This window comes from Streptomyces justiciae (assembly GCF_015163075.1).
Lineage (GTDB): Bacteria > Actinomycetota > Actinomycetes > Streptomycetales > Streptomycetaceae > Streptomyces > Streptomyces justiciae.
Genome location: NZ_JADDXU010000025.1, coordinates 108,584 through 123,919, shown reverse-complemented (window position 1 = coordinate 123,919; position 15,336 = coordinate 108,584). Strand labels below are relative to the sequence as shown.

At 72.1% G+C, this 15,336-nt stretch carries 11 protein-coding genes; 2 read left to right on the top strand and 9 right to left on the bottom strand.

Annotated elements, in window-relative coordinates; all coding sequences use genetic code 11:
• Positions 1-45: 45 nt before the first annotated feature.
• The 4 genes from IQ210_RS42530 to mscL all read right to left on the bottom strand — a co-directional run bounded on the left by IQ210_RS42530 (position 46) and on the right by mscL (position 4,855).
• Positions 46-723, bottom strand: coding sequence for a response regulator (locus tag IQ210_RS42530; RefSeq protein ID WP_194084610.1), 678 nt, complete (start codon positions 721-723; stop codon positions 46-48).
• Positions 720-1,937, bottom strand: coding sequence for a sensor histidine kinase (locus IQ210_RS42525; protein ID WP_194084609.1), 1,218 nt, complete (start codon positions 1,935-1,937; stop codon positions 720-722). Before IQ210_RS42525 ends, IQ210_RS42530 begins: the two co-directional genes overlap by 4 nt.
• An 89-nt stretch (positions 1,938-2,026) precedes the next feature.
• A complete protein-coding gene (locus IQ210_RS42520) occupies positions 2,027-4,234 on the bottom strand; it encodes an MMPL family transporter (RefSeq protein ID WP_194084608.1) in 2,208 nt (735 codons plus the stop codon).
• A 174-nt stretch (positions 4,235-4,408) separates the two neighbouring features.
• On the bottom strand, positions 4,409-4,855 hold the full coding sequence (gene mscL, locus IQ210_RS42515; RefSeq protein WP_194084607.1) for a large conductance mechanosensitive channel protein MscL: 447 nt from the start codon (positions 4,853-4,855) through the stop codon (positions 4,409-4,411).
• A 456-nt stretch (positions 4,856-5,311) separates the two neighbouring features.
• Here mscL and IQ210_RS42510 point away from each other — a divergent pair, with 456 nt between their 5' ends.
• Positions 5,312-7,243 carry an ATP-binding protein gene (locus IQ210_RS42510; protein ID WP_194084606.1) on the top strand — a complete coding sequence of 644 codons (1,932 nt, stop codon included), beginning with the start codon at positions 5,312-5,314 and terminating at the stop codon, positions 7,241-7,243.
• Between the two features lie 55 nt (positions 7,244-7,298).
• Here IQ210_RS42510 and IQ210_RS42505 read toward each other — a convergent pair whose 3' ends face one another.
• From IQ210_RS42505 to IQ210_RS42490, 4 genes are all read right to left on the bottom strand, one after another.
• Complete coding sequence (locus IQ210_RS42505; RefSeq protein WP_194084605.1) at positions 7,299-9,542, bottom strand: ATP-binding protein; 2,244 nt, start codon at positions 9,540-9,542, stop codon at positions 7,299-7,301.
• Positions 9,543-9,825: 283 nt separating this feature from the next.
• On the bottom strand, positions 9,826-10,734 hold the full coding sequence (locus IQ210_RS42500; RefSeq protein WP_194084604.1) for a SigE family RNA polymerase sigma factor: 909 nt from the start codon (positions 10,732-10,734) through the stop codon (positions 9,826-9,828).
• Between the two features lie 540 nt (positions 10,735-11,274).
• Entirely contained in the window at positions 11,275-12,534 is a 1,260-nt protein-coding gene (locus IQ210_RS42495) for an MFS transporter (RefSeq protein ID WP_194084603.1), read from the bottom strand.
• Positions 12,531-13,901 carry an MBL fold metallo-hydrolase gene (locus IQ210_RS42490; protein WP_194084602.1) on the bottom strand — a complete coding sequence of 457 codons (1,371 nt, stop codon included), beginning with the start codon at positions 13,899-13,901 and terminating at the stop codon, positions 12,531-12,533. Before IQ210_RS42490 ends, IQ210_RS42495 begins: the two co-directional genes overlap by 4 nt.
• Before the next feature lie 90 nt (positions 13,902-13,991).
• Here IQ210_RS42490 and IQ210_RS42485 point away from each other — a divergent pair, with 90 nt between their 5' ends.
• Complete coding sequence (locus IQ210_RS42485; protein WP_194084601.1) at positions 13,992-14,678, top strand: ArsR/SmtB family transcription factor; 687 nt, start codon at positions 13,992-13,994, stop codon at positions 14,676-14,678.
• A 38-nt stretch (positions 14,679-14,716) separates the two neighbouring features.
• Here IQ210_RS42485 and IQ210_RS42480 read toward each other — a convergent pair whose 3' ends face one another.
• Complete coding sequence (locus tag IQ210_RS42480) at positions 14,717-15,250, bottom strand: CbrC family protein (protein WP_194084600.1); 534 nt, start codon at positions 15,248-15,250, stop codon at positions 14,717-14,719.
• Positions 15,251-15,336: the final 86 nt, after the last annotated feature.

Genomic DNA, 15,336 nt, shown 5'->3' with positions numbered 1-15,336 from the left:
GCTGTACTGCCCAGCCAGGTTGACCAACGTCCCTGAGCAGTACACCTAGCTGTGCGGGCGCGGCTTCACCAGGCCGCTCTGGTAGGCGATGACGACCAGCTGGGCGCGGTCGCGGGCGTCCAGTTTGGTCATGGCGCGATGGATGTGGCTGCGTACGGTCAGCGGGCTCACCACCAACTGGTCGGCGATCTCGGCGTTGGACTTGCCGTACGCGGCCAGGGCCACGACCTCGCGTTCGCGGTCGGTGAGGCCCTGGACGGCGGCGGGGAGCGCGAGGAAGTCGTCGGTGTCGGGCGTCGCCAGGAAGCGGGCGACGAGAGTCTGGGTGGCGGCGGGCGACAGGAGGGCCTCGCCGGCCGCGACCGTGCGGATGCCGGCCAGCAGGACGTCAGGGCTGACGCCCTTGCCCAGGAAGCCGCTCGCGCCGGCCCGCAGGGCCTTGGCGACGTTCTCGTCGTTCTCGAAGGTGGTGAGGACGAGGATGTGGGTCCCCGAGAGTTCCGGCCGGGCGCAGATGGCGGCGGTGGCGGACACCCCGTCGAGGTTCGGCATCCGGATGTCCATGATCACCACGTCGGGGCGGTGCTCGGCCACCAGGTCGACGGCCTCCTGACCGTCGGCGGCCTCGGCGACGACGGTCAGGTCCTCGACGGAGTCGATGAGGATGCGGAAGGTGGCGCGCAGCAGCGCCTGGTCGTCGGCGAGCAGGACGCGGATCGTCATAGGGCGGGGCCTTCGGCAGGGCGGTCTTCGCGGTGGTGTTCTTGATTGTCCTCGCGGTCGTCGAGCGGGAGGGTGCAGGTGACCTCGAAGCCGCCCTGCGGGCGGCGGCCCGCGTGGAAGGTGCCGCCCACGGCGGTGGCCCGCTCGCGCATCGTGACCAGCCCGAACCCCCCTCTGATCTCCGACGGGCCGCCGGGGGCCGCGTCATTGGTGACGCTCAACATCAGCCGGTGCGGGGCGTAGGCGAGGCGGACTCGCGCGGCCGGGGTGGCGGCATGCTTGCTGACGTTGGTGAGGGCCTCCTGGACGATCCGGTACGCCGTCAGGTCGAGCACCGGGGTGAGTCGGCGTGCCTGGCCCTCGACGCTGACGGTCACCGTCAGGCCGGCCGCCGCGCACGCGTCGACGAGCTCGGGCAGATCTTGCAGGCCGGGCGCGGGGGCGAGGTCGTCGCCGTGGTCGGCGTCCTGGCGCAGCAGCCCGACCGTGGCCTTGAGTTCGTGCAGGGCGGCGGAGGTGGTCTGGGGCAGCTTGCCGATGATGTCCAGCGCCTGCTCGGGGTGGGTCGCCGCGAGATGGGCGGCGGTCGAGGCCTGGGCGTCGGCGAGGGTCAGGTGGTGGGCGACCACGTCGTGCAACTCCCGGGCGATGCGCATCCGTTCCTGGAACACCCGGTGCCTGGCCTCCTCCTCCCGCTCCCGGGCGGCGTGTTCGGCGCGGGCGGCGGCGTACTCGCGGCGCACCCGGATGTAGCTGCCGAGAGCCGCGGCCAGCAGCACCCAGGCCGTCGGGTTGACGATGGAGAGGACCGGCGAGCGGTGGAACGGCGGGAAGAACAGTCCGGTGGCCACCATGCCGAGGGCGGCGGCCAGCGCGCTGTTCCAGGTGGTGCGGCGCGGGGAGTGGACGCTCAGGGAGTACTGCGCCGCCAGCAGCGGTCCCATCAGCAGCGGCGTCAGCAGATAGCCGAGCGCGCCGATGCCCATGGCACACACCAGGGTGACGGCCAGCACCGGCAGCGGCCGGACGCGCCGCCAGTGGAATGCGGCGCTGGCGACGAGGGCCAGGTCCAGGGCCGGCCACAGAGGCGGAGTGGACATGACCGCGCGGGTGACCAGGACACCGCTGATCGTGAGCGCGGCCAGCAGGGCCAGCGTCCCCGCCTCGGCGGCTCGGGGTCGAGCCGCTGCCCAGCGCTGCCAGCTTGTGTTCATCGCGCTCCGAGGTGGGGGAAGAAGGTCATGCTCACATACGGCCGGCCGCGACGCCCTGGTGGTGGGTGCCGCGGCCTCGGGCGTACCGCTCAGACGCGGACCGGATCAGGCGACACGGGCTGCTCGTCGACAGCCTGCGGGCGCGTCCTGGCCAGGCCGCTGCCCTCGACGTCGACGCGGGGCAGCAGCCGGTCGAGCCACTTCGGCAGCCACCACGCCTTGTCGCCCAGCAGCGCCAGCACCGCCGGCACGAGCGCCATGCGGACGACGAACGCGTCGAACAGCACCGCGACGGCCAGTCCGAAGCCGATCGTCTTGATCATCGACTCGGCGGCGCCCACGAACCCGGAGAATACGGCGATCATGATGACGGCCGCGGCGCTGACGACCCGTGCGCTGTGCCGGAAGCCGGTGACGACCGCCTGGGGCGCCCGGTCGCCGTGGACGTAGGCCTCCCGCATCCGGGCGACGAGGAAGACCTCGTAATCCATGGCGAGGCCGAAGACGATGCCCACCAGGAAGATCGGCATCAGGCTCATGATCGGACCCGGCTGCTCCACGCCGAGCAGTCCCGCGCCCCAGCCCCACTGGAAGACGGCGACCACCGAGCCGAGGGCGGCGAGCACGCTCAGCAGGAAGCCGAAGGCGGCCTTGACGGGGACGAGCACGGAACGGAAGACGACGAGCAGCAGCACCAGGGCCAGGCCGATGATCACGGCCAGGTAGGGCACGAGGGCGGCCTGGAGGGCCTGGGCGACGTCGATGTCCATCGCGGTGCTGCCGGTGACCTTGAACGTAGCGCCCGTCTCCCGCTCCAGAGCGGCGCGTTCCGCGCGGATGCTGTGGACGAGGTCCTGGGTCTTCTCGTCGTTCGGGCCGGTGGCCGGTACCGCGGAGAACAGGGCCGTGTCACCGGCCGGGTTGAACCGTGCGGGCGAGACGGACACCACCCCGTGCGTGGCACCGATCTCCTGGGCGATCCCGGCCGCGGCCGCCTTGGGGTCGTCCGCACCCCGGGCGTCGACCACGATCGTCAGGGGACCGTTGAAGCCTGCGCCGAAGCCCTGCGCGAGGGCGTCGTAGGCACGCCGCTCGGTCGAGGAGACCGGCTTGGACTCGGCGCCCGGCATCCCCATGTCCAGCTGGGCGACGGGCAGGGCGAGGGCGCCGAGGCCGACGACGGACGTCACGAGCACGGCGACCGGGCGGCGCAGCACGAAGCGGGCCCAGCGCGTACCGCCGTTGTCCGCCGCTGTGGTGGCACGGCCGCGCTTGCGGGTGGCGCGGGAGAGCACGGCGTTGGGCCACATGCCGAGCAGGGCCGGGACCAGGGTGAGGGCGATCAGCACGGCGACGATCACCGCGCCCGCCGCGCACAGGCCCATCTTCGTCAGCATCGGCACGCCGACCACGGACAGGCCCGCGAGCGCGATGACCACGGTGAGTCCGGCGAAGACGACGGCGGAGCCGGCCGTGCCGACGGCCAGACCGGCCGCCTCACGCGGCTCGTGCCCGTTCGCACGCTCCTCCCGATACCGCGAGACCACGAACAGGGCGTAGTCGATGCCGACCGCGAGTCCGAGCATCGAGGCGAGGGTCCCGGTGGTCATGGACAGCCCGAAGACGCTGCCCAGCGCCATGATGCCCGCCATGCTGATCCCGACGCCGATGACGGCGGTCAGCAGCGGGAGTCCCGCCGCTGCCAGGGACCCGAACGTGATCAGCAGGACCACCGCGGCCAGGACGATGCCGATCGCCTCCGACGAGCCGCCCGCCGCCGGCTGCTCGGCGAGCGCGGTGCCGCCGACCTCGACCGTGAGCCCGGAGTCGCGGGCCTGGTCGACGGCCTTCTCCAGCACCGCCTTGTCGGCGTCGGTGAGGTCGTCGGCCTCGACCTTGTAGTTGACGGTCGCGTACGCGGTCGAGCCGTCCTTGCTCACCGCCTTCGCGGCGAACGGGTCGACGGCGCCGGAGATCTGAGGCGCGGCCGCGGCCTCCTTGACGAAGGCGCCGATGGCGGCCCGGTTGCCGGCGGCCGTCACCTTCTCACCGTCGGGGGCGACGAACACGATCCGCGCGTTCGCCCCGTTCGCGGACGAGCCCGGGAAGCGCTCGCCGATCAGGTCGAAGGCCTTCTGCGCCTCGATGCCGGGCATGAAGGACGTACCGCTGTCGGAGGCGGCCGGCGCCTTGGCGGCACCGACGCCGACCGCGCCGAGGATCACCGCCCACAACAGAGTCACAAGCCAGCGACGCCGGAAGGCGGTTCGGCCCAGCCGGTAGAGCAAGGTAGCCACGGAAACGGGTCTCCAGGTCTGGTTCGGAATGTGTCACCAGCCTGGCCGGACCGGGGGTGCCGGAGCATCGTGCGGCTGTCCGCACTTGCGCTTGATACGAGGGCACCAAGGCGGCTCGCTCGTCTCCTCCTCAAGGAGGAGACACGGGTACTGCGCCGACGAGAGGTGTGTCGGTCAGCCGACGGACGCGGTTGCCTGCGCGGGGAACCCGGGACGGCCCGCGAGTTCGGCGGTGCAGAAGGCGCAGCGGACCGCCGCCGCGGGCACGGTGCTCAGGCAGTCCGGGCAGTCGACCTTGGCGACCGGCTGGTCCTTGACCGGGTTGAAACGCTCCTGGAGCCGGCCCACGGGGAGCACGACGGCGAAATAGATCACGGCGGCGACCAGCAGGAAACTGATCAGGGCGTTCAGGAAGGCTCCGTAGGGGAAAGAGGTCCCGGCGACGGTGAATTCCTGCTTGCTGAAGTCGCCGACCGCGCCGGTCGCCACACCGATCAGCGGCGTGAGGAACGCGGTGACGAATCCGGTGACGACAGCGGTGAACGCGGCACCGATGACGATGCCGACCGCCAGATCGACGACATTGCCGCGCAGCAGGAACGAACGGAAACCCTTGAGCACTGAAAACTCCTGATATGGGGTGCGACGAGGCACCGAGGACCTGGCGGCCGGGCGGCCGACGGCGGCCATGCTGCCGTTCGACCCGTCCGGCGTCCAACTGCCTCACTCGTTCAAGTGAAAGAACCGAATTCGTGCCTGATAACCACCCGTATACGTAGGGCCGCCACAGGGAAACGCGAGAACGGGAATTGCTCTTCCGTACGTATACGGACCCCCTCAATTCGTGACCGGGCCTTGGTACGTAGTACTGCACACCCGTCTTGTGAGGGATTGAAAGCATGGGTGTTCGAACGTTCATTGGGGGGTGTGAATCGGCGCTCCTCTGCGCTACCCGGCGCATGGAGGGCGCGTTGGAGTGGCCGTGGCATGGCTTGCAGTGACGGTTCTTCTCTTGGGGGTCCGTGCTGCCGTGCTCGTGTTCATGGCATTCCGAGAGCGTTACGGGGAGATTCGAAAGTGCGGACATCTGTCGGCGGCCCGGGCGGGCTGATCAGGCCCGGCGATTCCGAGAGCGGCACCTTGGTCGGTCGGGACACGGACCTCGCCGCGCTGCGGGCGGCCATGGCGGGGCACCGGCTGGTCAGCGTGACCGGCCTGGCCGGGGTGGGAAAGAGTCGGTTGTGCCGGGCTGCCATGGACACCGGCCCCTGGCAGCGGGTGGTCCGCGTGCGCTGGACCGGACGCGGGCCGGCCGTGCCCGGAGGCCTGGGGCGGCGCGTCGTCGAGGAACTCACGGGCAGGCCGGCGGCGTCACGGACGGATCTCTTCGCGGCGGTGGCCGACCTGCCCGCGCTGCCGACGCTGCTGGTCCTGGACGATGTGGACCCGGTGCGGTTGGAGTGCGCGGGGCTGGTGCAGCGGCTGCTGATGGCCCTGCCGACGCTGCGCGTTCTGGTCACCTGCCGCCGCTCACTGGGCGTGGGGGAGGAACGGGTCTTCCGCCTGGCGCCCCTCGACTGCCGCCCGCCACAGGACGCGGGCCGTCCGTCCGCCGCGGTGGAGCTGTTCCTGGACCGCGCGCGGCGGGCGGTCGCGGACTTCCGGCCCACGGAGTCGGACCTGCGCGCCATCGAGGAGGTGTGCTCCGTGCTGGAGGGAGTTCCGCTCGCCATCGAGCTGGCCGCACAGCAACTGGGCACGCACGCGCCGGCCGACCTCCCCGGCCTGGTGACGCACAACCAGTGCCGGCTGAGCGCGAACGGTCGCAGCGTGCCGCGCCACCGCTCGCTGCGGGAGGCGATGGCGGCCGAGTACCTGCTGTGCGAGGAGGACGTACGGGCCGTATGGCGACGCGCCGGCGTCCTCCAGGGCCCGTTCACCGAGGAGACGGCCGTGTTCGTGTGCGCCGGCGGGGGCGTGGCGGCGGAGCAGGTTCCCTTCTGCGTGGCCCGGCTGGTGTCCTCGGGGGTCCTGGAGCGCCTGGACGGTCCGGGCGGCGTCAGCATGCCGCGCTACCGGATGCGGCGGGCGGCCCGCGACTTCGGCTTCGAACAGCTCACCGGGACGAAGGAGTTCCGGGTGGCCGCGGAACGCCGCATGCTCCACTGCCGCCGTACCGCAGCCGTGGCCGAGAACCTCTGGAGCACGGGCTGCCAGCGCCAGGCCGTCGAACTCGTACGCGAACGGCACGCCGACATCCAGGCGGCGATCAGCCACGCGGTCGCCCGGCAGGAGCACGTGGAGTGGGCCGTGGAGACGATGGTCGGCCTCTGGTTCTGGTGGATGGTCTACGGCCATGTCGAGGAGGGCCGCCGGGTATTGCTGGGCCTGCTGTCCCTGCCCGCCCCCGCCGACAGCCCCGTGCGCCGCGAAGGGTGGTGGCTCGCGGCGTGGATGTGCGCGGACCGTGATCCGCGGCGCGCCGGCGAGCTGCTCGCGCGCGCCTGGCGGGCGGCCGTGCTGGCCGGCGACGACGCCACCATCGGGCGCGTGGCCTACGTCCACGGGGTGCTGGCGTGCCACCACCACGACGTCCACTCGGCCGCCGCGCACTTCAAGCAGGCCGCCGACACCATCCCGGCCCTGGCTCCGGGCGGCCCCTCACCCGCCGTCAGCCTCGCCGCCCTCGCCGTGGCACAGCTCCGCAGCGCGCCGGACGACGCCCGGCACAGCGCGCGCCGCGCCCTGACCCATCCGAGCGTCCGCACCGACGCCTGGGCCACCATGCTCGCCCGCCATGCCCAGGCCCTCCTCGACCACCACGACGGCCGCCCCCGACGCGCCGCCCGGCGGGCCCGGCGCGCCCTGGAGGCACTGGACCCCACGCTGCCGGACCCGCGGGGGACGGCGGCGCTGCGGCAGCTGCTCAGCGAAGCCGGGGAGGGGGCTGCCCTGCCGCGTCAAGGATCGCTGCCGTCGCCCCGCGGGGAGGCGTTCCGGCCGAGGTAGGCCGTGGGGGCGGGACGGCGACGGCTTCCCGAAGCCCGAGGGTGCCGGGTCCTGGTCAGTGCTCGTCCGGGGTGGGCTCGGGTGGTACCAGCGGCGCGATCTGGGCCCGGGAGGAGACACCCAGTTTCGCGAGGATGTGCTCGACATGGGTGTCGGCCGTCCGCTTGGAGATGACCAGCCGTTCGGCGATCTCCCGGTTGGTCAATCCGCCGGCCACCAGGGCAGCGACCTCGCGTTCCCGTCGGGTCAGGCCGCCGTGCGCGGGGGCCTCGTCCTGCGCGGGTGGGGCGGCGTCGTCCGACAGGGCGAAGACCAGGACCTGTTCGTGCGGCAGGGACGCGCCGGTGCGACGCAGCTGCTGCACGGACTGATTCCCCAGCGCCCGGTCGAGACCGGACTCGGCTCGCTCGTGCGTGCGCAGCAGTTGGGGGTTGTCCAGTGCCCGGCCCCGGCCGAGGAGCTGGAACAGCGCGTCCGCGCCGCCGAGGAGGAGCGCCGCCCGCTGGTGGCGGCCGAGGCCGGTGGTGGCCCAGGCGAGGAAGTCCAGGGCCAGGGCGACGCCAAGGACGTCCGCTCGGCGGTCGTGCAGCGCCAGCGCGCGGCGGGCGGCCTGCTCGGCGGCGGCCGGACGGCCGGCCTGCAACTGGGCGACCGCCAGGAAACCGCAGGCGTGGCCCTGGACGTAACTCTCCTCGCTGTCCGCGCCGACGAGGCGGAGGACCTCCTCGAAGACGCCGATCGCTGCTTCGGCCCGGTCGTGCAGGGCGAGGACGACACCCAGCCGCAGGTTCGCCAGCGCCACGTCCAGTTCGGTCCCGTGTTTCCTGAGGCGGTCCAGCGCCAGGCGCAGCTCGGCCACCGCCTCCTGCGCCTCGCCCGCGAGGGCCCCGGCCATGCCGTGGCACATCAGGGCCAGTCCCTGGAGCCGGAGGTCGTCGAGTCGCGCGGCCTGCTCCTGGAGGACGGCGGCGAGCCGCTGCCCGGCTTCCGCGTCGCCTTGGATCACGGCGAACGTGGTGGCCCACACCAGGGCCTTGACGCGGTCCTCGGACACCTCGGGTTGCTGGGCGAGCGCCCGGTCCATCCAGTACCGGGCCTCGGCCGGATGACCCGCGCACAGCCGGTACGGCCACATGGCGGCGGCCAGGGGCAGCAGTACGCCGTCCGCGTCGGCGTACTCCAGGGCCGCGGTGAGGTTGCGGTGTTCGGCCAACAGGGCCTTGTGCAGCGGCACTTGCTCGGAGGTGAAGAAGCGCTCCTCGAACTCCCGGAGCCGGGTGTGGAAGTAGCCGATCAGACGCCGTCGCATGAGGGCGGTCTCACCCGCCTCCTCCAGCCGCTGGGCGCCGAAGTCACGGATGACGTCCAGCAACCGGTACCGGTCGCCCTGCCTGAGGAGCACGGACTTGTCGACCAGGCCGACCAGGCAGTCCACGACGGACCCCGCGGGCAGCCGTGCGTCGGTGCAGACCGCCTCCACGGCCGTCACGTCGAAGTCACAGCCGAAGACCGACAACCGGGCCCACAGCAGCCGCTCGTCGGGGGAGCACAGCTGATGGCTCCAGCCGATGGTCGCGGCCATGTTCTGATGCCGTGTCGACGTCCCGGACCGGCCGGCACCCAGCACGGTGAAGCTCTGGGTGAGGCGCGCGGCCAGGACGCCGATGGGCAGCGCGCGCAGCCGTACGGCCGCGAGTTCGATCGCCAGCGGAATGCCGTCCAGGCGCCGGCAGAGAGACACGGCGATCGTGCGTTCCTCGGGGGTGAACGACAGACTGGGAACGGCGGACGCCGCCCGCTGTTCGAAGAGCTGCACCGCCTCGCCCGCTTCGCCCTCCGCGAGGCCGAGCGGCGGTACGGGCACCACGTGCTCGGCGGGCACGCCGAGGGGCTGCCGGCTGGTCGTGAGGATTCTCAGGCCGGGAGCGTGAGCCAGCAGGACATTGACCAGCAGGGCACATGTGTCGACCATGTGCTCGCAGGTGTCCAGGACGAGCAGCAGTTCCCGGGCGGCGACGTGGTTCACGACGGCCTCGAAGCCGGACGCGCCCCGCCGGTCGGGCAGTTCGAGGGCATCGGCGACGACCTCGGGCAACCGTTCGGGTCCGCGCAGCCCGGACAGCTCGGCCAGCCGTATGCCGTCGGTGAGCTTCGGCGCCGCCTGCGCCGCGGCCCGCAGCGCGAGCCGGGTCTTGCCGACGCCGCCGGGACCGACGAGCGTCACCAGCCGTGCCTGTCGGAACAGCTGGGTCAGTTGGGCCAGTTCGGCGGCGCGGCCGACGAAACTGGTCAACTCCACCGGCAGACGGCCCGGTTGACGCCATGAGGATAAGAACCCCACCAATAGCCCCACATTCACCTTTGAAACGGCGTACGAGATGGTCGGGCCGCGGGAACGCGGCCTGCGGCCAAGGCCGTTGCCCGGCCCCGCACTTACTGCGTCGTCGCGTCGGCGGTCGTCACATCCGCTCGACCGTCCGCGATCTCACGCGCAACACCCGTGGCGCGACGAGGGGGCCGCTCGCATCCCCCGTCGCACGCCTCCCACACTTCGGCAGAATCGATTCTTTCCACAGCGCCCATCACTGCCCAGCCACATCGCCGAGGCACCCTGGAGGAGTGAGGCGATGGAAGCGCGACGGAGCTTCCGCAGCGCAGGCGTGCTGCCGCACGCCCCCGTCGCCGGAGCGCGCGGCGGGCGGGCCAGCGGGGCTCGTCCGGTCATGCGTCGTGCGGGGACGGTCCACGGATTCGTAGTGCCCCGGCGTGGTGGCGACGGTGACGGCGATCCAGCCGAGGAGGGCGGCGGTCACCAGCGCGACGGTGCGGGTGAGGGCGCGCACCCGTCGTTCACTGCCGTCGCGCACGGACCACGGCTGCGGGAGCGTCGAGGCCTGCGCCTGTAGGAGCTGCTGCCGAATCCACTGCCGAGGCACGTCCTCGCCCTGGAGGCGCTCGTGCAGCACGGCACGGGCGTGGACCAGCCTGTTGCGGGTGGCGGGAGTGCTGGCGTGTGTCTCGGCGGCGGCCTCACCGACGCTCAGCCCCAGCCCGTCGCACAGCAGGACGGCACGGCGATGCAAGGGCCGCAGCGTCAGGAACGCCTGCCACACGGGGTCGCCGGGCTGCGGGCCAGGCGGGGTGACGAGCCACCGGAAGCGATGCCAGGGGGACAGGGCGTACTCATGCGCCTGCTCCCGTACCCACCCCACCGGATCGGGATCGCGGGCCACTTCGGGCCAGCACTCCCAAGCCTGGTGGAAGGCGTGTTCGGCGGACTCGAAGGCCAGTCGGCGGCTGCCCGTCAGCAGATACGTCTGCTGCACCAGCGCGGGCGCGGCGTACACGTACAGAGCGTCGAAGGCCGCCTGCGCCGTCACCGCCGTGGCGGCGGGTATGCCAGGCATGTCGAGCGCACGCAGGATCACCCGGCGCGAGGTGCGTGCCGCACGGCCGCGTACGTCTCCGGAGCCGGGCGGGGTGCCGTACATGCGGGCCTTTCCTCTTGCGCTGTCGCCGACGAGACATGGCGGACGCGCCTTTGACGGCGCGTCACGGCTGCCCAACGCGCTTGTCGTGCGCCAGGTCGCGCGCCGGGGCTCCGGATCACACCCTGGGCCGAGACCTAGAACTGCCGTGCAGCGGAACGTCCGCGCATACGTACCGCGATCAAGGAGTACGTAGGAGCCTGTGCGTGCTTGATCGGGTTCGACGGGGTGGGGGTGTGGGGAGCGGCCGCTCCCGGCAGTGGCATGAAGGGATTTCCCTTCTCCCGCGCAGGAACGGTGCGCGTGGGCAGGATACGTATCTTGCGCCGGTAGGTATGACGCCCGCGGAAACGTCACGGCATGCTCGACGTCGAGAGCCGCCGCCGACGAAGGCGTCGTGCCGGTCGGCTTTCGCGCAGGCGGGTCACTTCCCCCCGGACCCGCCTCTTCGGGATGCGGTGCGAGTCGGTGCGCACCCGCGGTCCCCCTGCTTCGCCTGCCGGCGTCGGACCGGCAGGCGAAGTCCCGATCGTCTCCATGCGGCTAGCGGTTGGTCTTCTCGGTGATCCAGTGCGCCGCCAGCAGCCCGCTGACGGCCGTGAGGACCGCCGCGGCGAGGACGGTGGCGTTCAGGCCGAAGCTGTCGGCCAGGATTCCGGCGACCAGGGCGCCGGCGGCGTAGCCCATGTCGCGCCAGAAGCGGTAGGTGCCCAGGGCGCTCGCGCGCCAGGCGGGGTGGGCGTGGTCGGAGACGGAGGCGATCAGGGCCGGGTAGACCATGGCGGTGCCGAGGCCGAGGAGCAGTGAGGAGGCGATCCCGGCGAGCAGGGGGCGGTCCAGGAGTGCCAGGGCGAGCACGAAGGCGACGGCCTGGACGAGCATGCCGTACACGATGAGCGGTTTGCGGCCGATGCGGTCGGCGAGGTGGCCGGTGGGGATCTGGCCGAGCCCCCACAGGATCGGGTACAGCCCCTTGATCAGACCTACGGCGGCCAGCCCGAGGCCGTGCTGGGTGAACAGGAGCGGGAAGACGCCCCAAGTGAGGCCGTCGTTGAGGTTGTTGACCAGGCCGGCCTGACTGGCGCCCCGCAGCGAGCGGTGGTGCCAGGAAGCGCGGGCGAAGGTCGCCCTGAGGCCGGTGCTCTCGTCGGTGGGCAACGGCTCGGTGCGCTGGGCAAGTTCGAGGGCGACGTGGGCGGCGGTGTCGCGGACCGCGAGGGAGAGGGCGAGTCCGGCGGCGACGAAGACGACACCGATGAGTTCGGGGACCGGGCGCAGACCGTGCGTCGTGGCCAGGTAGCCGGTGAGGAGCGCGGTGGCCCCCACCGCCGTGTAACCGGCCGCCTCGTTCAGGCCCGTGGCCAGGCCGCGGCGGGCCGGGCCCACGAGGTCGATCTTCATGTTGACGGTCATCGACCAGGTCAGGCCCTGGTTGAGGCCGAGCAGCACGTTCGCGGCGACGATCCAGCCCCAAGAAGGCGCCCAGGCAAGGGCGAAGGGAACCGGTACGCCCAACAGCCAGCCGACGAGCAGGAGTTGCTTACGGCGGAAGCGGGCCGTCAGGACACCGGCCGCGAGGTTGGTCATCGCTTTCGTGAGGCCGAAGGCGATGATGAAGGAGAAGACGGCCAGATCGCTGGTGATGCCGAAGGTCTCGGTGCCGATGAGCGGGACAGTGGTGCGTTCCAGGCCGACCAGGCCGCCGACGCAGACATTGACGACGACCAGCAGCGTGAACTGCGGCCAGTTCTCCCGCAGGCCGAGTCGCACGGGCCGGACGTCGGCGTCGGCGGTGACACTCACCCGGCGCCGCCTTCGGCGAGCCTGCGACCGTGGGCCGCGGCGTAGTCGGCGGGTCCGCCGTCGAGGACGGCGATGTCGGTGTGGCCCGCGCGTTCGAGGAGGCTGGCGGCGGTCATCGCGCGCTCGCCGTGCCCGCAGGCCACGACCGGCCGCTCGGGGGCGTCGACGGCACGGGCGGCGAGATCGCCGAGCTCGATGTGCACGGCACCGGGCACGTGCCCGGCGGTGAACTCCGCTTCCTGCCGTACGTCGAGGTAGGGACGGTCCTCGGCGCGATCGGCGGTGACGAACGCGGTGACGGCCTGCTGATTGCCGTCGGCCAGCCACGCGGACAGGCCGCCGGTGAGCCGTCCGGCGAGGTGCTCGTACCCGATCTTGTACGCCTGCCAGACGATCTCGGTCAGATCCTGGTCGTCGTCGGTGACGAGGACGAGCGGCGCGGTGTCGGGCAGCAGCCAGCCCAGCCAGGTGGCGAACTGCCCGCGCAGCGGAATGGACACGGACCCGGGGATGTGCCCGGTGGCATAGACGGCCGCCGGGCGCGCGTCGACGACGTAACCGCCCTCTGCGAGCTGGGACTTGACCTGGCGCGGGTCGAGCGCGGGCAGCGGTGGCTCCCCGGTCAGGACCCTGGGCCCGCGCCGGTTGACCTCGGCGAGCCGGTCGAAGTAGTCCGGGTAGCTGCCCAGTTGAGACATGAGTCGGCGTACGAAGGTGTTCTCGTCGTCGGCGGCCAGCAGCGGGTTGCTCTGCTTCTGCGCGCCGATGGTGGAGGTGCGTCGGCCGCCGGACGGGGCCGAGCAGAAGGAGCCCGCGCCGTGGGTGGGCCAGACGGCGACCTCGTCCGGCAACGCGGCCAGGCGTCGCAGCGAGCCGTACTGGGCGCGGGCCAGCTCCTCGGTGCGCTCGGCTCCGAGGAGGTCGGTGCGGGCGGCGGAGTCCACGAGCAGGGAGCCGCCGGTGAAGACGCCGAGTACGCGGGCGCCGTCCAGGAGCAGGAAGGACAGGTGCTCGTCCGTGTGACCGGGGGTGGCCAGGGCCCGCAGCGTGAGGCCGCCCAGGTCGACCTCGGCACCGTCGGCGAGACCGCGATGCGGGAAGGCGCGGTGTCCGGCGGCGGAGGCCAGCACGGTCGCGTCCTGGTCGTGGGCCAGCTGGACGGCGCCGGAGAGGAAGTCGGCATGCAGGTGCGTGTCCGCGGCGTACGCCACGGTCAGACCGCGCCGATCGGCGGCCGCTCGCAGGCCGCGCAGATCACGGGCGGCGTCCACGGACAGGGCGCGTCCGTCGCCGAGGTCGACGAGGTAGGCGCTGTTGCCCAGGCCTTCGTCGACCAGGGGGATCAGGTGGTCGTCGGCGAAGCCCATCCGGCCCTCCAGGGTTTCGGGTACGAGAGGCGCGTGTGGTCATGGCCCGTGCCATCACCTACACTATTCCATGGATTTATGGAGGATGACATGGCGGGAAGCGCGGGCAGCACCACGACCGGTACGAAGGCGGACCTGTACGACGCGTTCGCGACCAGCGGCAAGGCGCTGGCCAGCGGAAAGCGACTGGAACTCCTCGACCTGCTGGCCCAGGGCGAGCGCACGGTCGACGCCCTCGCCAAGGCGGCCGGCCTGAACCTGACGACGGCCTCGGCCCATCTGCAGACCCTCAAACAGGCCGGGTTCGTGGCCACCCGCAGGGAGGGCGTCCGCATCCACTACCGGCTCGCCGGCGACGACGTGGCCCAGCTGTTCGCACTGCTGCGCAAGGTCGCCGAAGCCCACCAGGCCGCCGTGCCCGCCGCCCGGGACGCCTACCTCGGGGAGGACGGCGCGGCGGAAGTCAGCCGCGAGGAACTGCGCACCCGCGTGACGGCGGGGGACGTGGTGCTCCTGGACGTCCGGCCGGTCGAGGAGTACCGCGCCGGCCACATCCCCGGCGCCCGCTCCATCCCCGTCGCCGAACTGGCCGACCGCATCAGCGAGTTGCCGGCGGAGACGGAGATCGTCGTGTACTGCCGCGGCGAATACTGCGTCCTCGCCTACGACGCTGTACGCCTGCTGACCGACCGGGGCCGGCGGGCGATCCGTCTGCACGACGGAATGCTGGAGTGGCGGCTCGCCGAACTACCGGTGGACGTCGAGGACTTGGCGTGACCGGCCGCCCCCGGAGTCGGGCCGCCGACCCGGTCTGATCACGAGGCGTCGGCGTAGGCGAGGTGGGTGCCGCAGACGGTGCAGCGGAAGAGCATCGCGGTCGCGCCCTCGCCGAGGTGGGTGAGGAACTGCTCAAGCTGGGCAGCGTCGTGCCGGCCACCCATGCGCAGATCCTGCCTCAGTTGGTCGAGGGCCTCTGGGTGGGCTGCCAGTTCGCCGTGTCCGACCTCGCCGATGAAGGCGGCCGCGTCGTCGCAGTGGACGAGCCGGTGCGGATCCTGCCAGGCATGGAATCCGGGGGTGCGGCGCGTGACCTCGTGCAGGATCTCCTCGCTGACGCCGGCGAGCCCGTAGGAGTCCATGAACTCGCCGGCGAACCGTCCGGCCGCGCTGCCGTCCGCGATGCACCACGGGCAGAAGCGTCCGCTGACGTCCTCGGCAGTGTAGAAGCTCGCGGTGTAGATCCACCCCGTGGCGCGGTCGCAGCACGCGCAGGTCTCGGCACTCTCGCGGACGGACCCGCTGGCGATCGGATCGGGGTGATAGCGGAAGACGGGAAGTTCAGGGCTCACCGATGCAGTCTGTTGGTCTGACAGCCCCCGATCAAGCCGTCCAACGGCCCGGGCGCCGCAGGACCGCCGCTGCGGTGAGCCCGGCG